This window comes from Roseomonas sp. TS2 (assembly GCF_058833935.1).
Window position 1 is genome coordinate 1 of sequence record NZ_JCACVY010000304.1, and the last position, 3,142, is coordinate 3,142.

Annotated in this window: 2 protein-coding genes; both read left to right on the plus strand. The window is 78.7% G+C overall.

All coding sequences use genetic code 11. From position 1 onward, the window contains the following. Positions 1–1,512: hypothetical protein (locus ACZJYS_RS23720; RefSeq protein ID WP_493180561.1), on the plus strand; the 1,512-nt coding region annotated here is incomplete at its 5' end. Between the two features lie 3 nt (positions 1,513–1,515). Next, the coding region (locus ACZJYS_RS23725) for a hypothetical protein (protein WP_493180562.1) at positions 1,516–3,142 on the plus strand (1,627 nt) is incomplete at its 3' end.

Here is a 3,142-nt window from a genome sequence, read left to right on the forward strand (position 1 = left end):
GCCGAGATCGCCTCGGTGCTGGTGCGCTGGGCGGCGGGCACGCGGCTGGCCATCCTCGGCCTCGGCGGCATCACCCGCGCGGCGCGGGCGGCCGCAATCGCGGCCAATGCCGCCGCCGCCGCGGCCGCGGCCAATCTCGCCGCCGCCGCGGCGGGGCCCCAGCCGCCAGACAAGCCGACAGGCACGGCGGTGCGCTGCATCCTGCAGCCCGGCCGCACCTACCGCCTCGACCTGGACCTGCGCTGGACCGGCACGCTCTACGAGCAGGACGAGTCCGGGGCCCGCAAGACCGTGGCGACGGCGACGGCGGAGGAGGGCAAGAGCTACGCGCCCCGGGGCCAGGGGAGCCAGCCGACCGCCCGCGCCTACTTCTTCCGGACCGCCAGGGTGCCGCAGCGGCCGGCCGCCGCCGGACTGGTGCCCGACCGCCGCCCCGATTACGGCACGCCCGAGCGCCTCGCCTTCCTGACCAGCCGGCGCGACATCTTCGAGCCGGAGATGCTGCAGCGCCACCTGCTCGGCTACACGCCGGCGCAGAGCGAGACCGCGCGCTTCCGCGACGACCCGGTGGCCGCGCATTTCGACGCCGGCCATGTGGCCGCCCTCGCCAGGGCCTATGGCTTCGCGCTCAGGCTGGGCCTGCGGCGGGTGGACGTGCCGCACGACCCGGCGGACCCGGCGAGCCGGGGGCGGCTTCTCCTGCTGGAGCCGGCCTGGGGGCCGCTCCGCGCGCCCGGGCTGCTCGGCCCCGCCGACCGCATCCGCCATGAGCGCGCCGGGCGGGCCGCCTGCCCGATGCCCAGGCCGGGCGGCACGCTCGAGGCGCAGCAGCCGCTGGAAGGCCGCGCCTGGTACGAGGTCCATGTCCACGCCAGGGCCGGCGATGGCGGGGCCGGCGATGGCGGCGCCGACGGGCGCCTGCCGGGGGTGACCTTCCGCACCTCGCGCTGGCGCTCGCCGGCCGAGATGATGGCGGGGCTCGGCTTCCCGCCGGCCGGCGATCCCGGCCGCCCGCAGGGGGATATCGAGATCGCCGCCCTGCCGGCCTTCCCCCAGCCGGTGCTCGAAGGCGAGGATGCCGCCTTCGAGGCCGCGATGGAGGCGCTCGGCCTGCGGGGCTGGCCGCCAGCCGGCAAGGCGCCGCGCGTCAGCCAGCTCTGGCTCCGCCCCTCCGCCGGCGCCGGGCCCGCCTGGCGCTGCGCCGGCGTGCTCGTGGAGGCCCCGGAGCCCATCCACCGGCCGGGCCGCGCCGAGCTCGGCGCCCCGCGCGTGCTCACCCGCGCCTCGCCGGCACAGGGCCTGCCCTTGCCGGTCCGGCGCAGGGACCGCGGCGGCACGCGGCTGCTGCTGCTCGCCACGGCCCCCTTCGCGCCGCAGCGCTTCCAGCGCCCGCTGCCGCGGCAGATCGTGCCGCCGATGCTCCTGCTGCCGCTCGCGGATCTCCGGGCCGGCGCGACGGTGACCGGCCGCCTCGCGCTGCGCGAGCGGCCCGGCTTCGCCGGGGAGGCCTGACCCATGCCGCTGCTGGCGCCACCGGATCTGTTCGCCGCCCTGGCCATCGCGGCCGAGGCGGACCCCGACCTGCCGCCGGGCACCCATCTCCGCCTGCTGCCCTCGCCGGCCCTCGGCTTCCCGCTCGCGCCCTTCGGCCTCTTCCGCGTCACGGCCGAGCCGGCGGAGGCACGCATCATCTGGCGCGACCGCGAGCATCGGCCGCGGGAGAATGGCGAGCTGGAGCCTGCGGAGGGCGTCCTCTTCGCCGACATCGTCCGGCCGGCCGGCCAGGGCGGCCTCGCGGCCCTTGTCGCGGTCACGGTGGAGGCGTTCGAGGGCACGGCCTTCCTGCTCGACCGGATGGGCGACCGGATTCTCGCCCGCGCCTCGTGGCCGCCCTACACGCTGGGCGGCCCGCGGGTGGAGCGGCTGCGGCTGGAAGGGCGCGGCCAGGCCCGGCTCCGCCTGTGGCAGGTGCGGCTGTCGCGCGCGCTGGAGGAGATGCTCGGGCATGGGCCGGCCGAGCTGCTGAGCCTGCCGGTGGAAGGGGACCGGCCCTGGTACGCCGGCGGCCGCGGGCGGGACGAAGCCCTGGCGCGGGTCGACCGCGCCGCGCCGCGCCGCCTGGGCCCGCCGGACCAGCCGGATGGCCCCTTCGAAACGCTTCCCCCGCAGGACGAGGTGCTGCGCGTCGGCACGCAGGCGGAGGCGATCGTCGAGGCCTGCGAGACGATGCTGCGCGATCCCGGCATTTCTCCGCGCCAGGCGGCGCTGCCACCCGCGGTGTCGATGCTCCGTGGCCACCGCCATGCCGCCTCGGTGCGCATCGAGGGCGGGCTGCTGCTGCAGGCCATGGACCCCGGCCTCGGCCGCTTCCTCGGCCTGCTCGGGCATGTCGGGGAGCGCTCCGACCCCGCCCGGCCCGCCGCCTATGCCGCGTTCGGGCTGTTCGCCGCCGATCCCGGGGCGCCGCTGCCCGGCCTGCGCACCCTCGGCGCCGCGCTCGGCGCCGCCTCGGCGGAGGATGCCGCCCTGGCCGGGCGGCTGGCGCGCCTCGCGGTGCGCACCCCCCGGCCCGAGGAAGCCCTGCGCCAGGCGGAGCACACCGCCGCGCGGCACGGCCTCGAGCCACGCGGGCTGGTCGCCTTCGCGGCCGCGGTGCCGCCGCCCGACCCGCCCGGAACTCCGCTGCCGGAGCTGGGCCGCGCCGCCTGGATCGGCACGGACGGCGTCTCCACCGCCTTCCGCCAGGACTTCGTCTGGCCGCGCCCCGAGCTGGGCGCGCTGGTGGCGTTGGGCCGCAAGGAAGCGGACGGCTGGGTGAGCCGGCACCGGAGCGTGGCCCTGCCGGCGGGCGCGCAGTTCCCCTCGCGCGCCTTGCCGCTGCTGCCCGGCCGCACCGCGGAGCGTCCGCCGCAATTGCCCGGAGGCCTGCTGTCGGACGCGCCGGTGCCGGAGGCCGACCCTCCCATGCGCTACCGCATCGCCACCGCCGACCTGTTCGGGCGCTTCGGCCCCGCCGTGGAGCTCGACGTTCCGCCCCCCCCGCGCCCGCCGCCGCCGCCACCGGCGCCGCAGCTGCAGGTGGTGCCGGACGGCCCGCAGGACGGGACGGCGGGGAAGGCCTCGCCCGGGCACCTCCTCATCA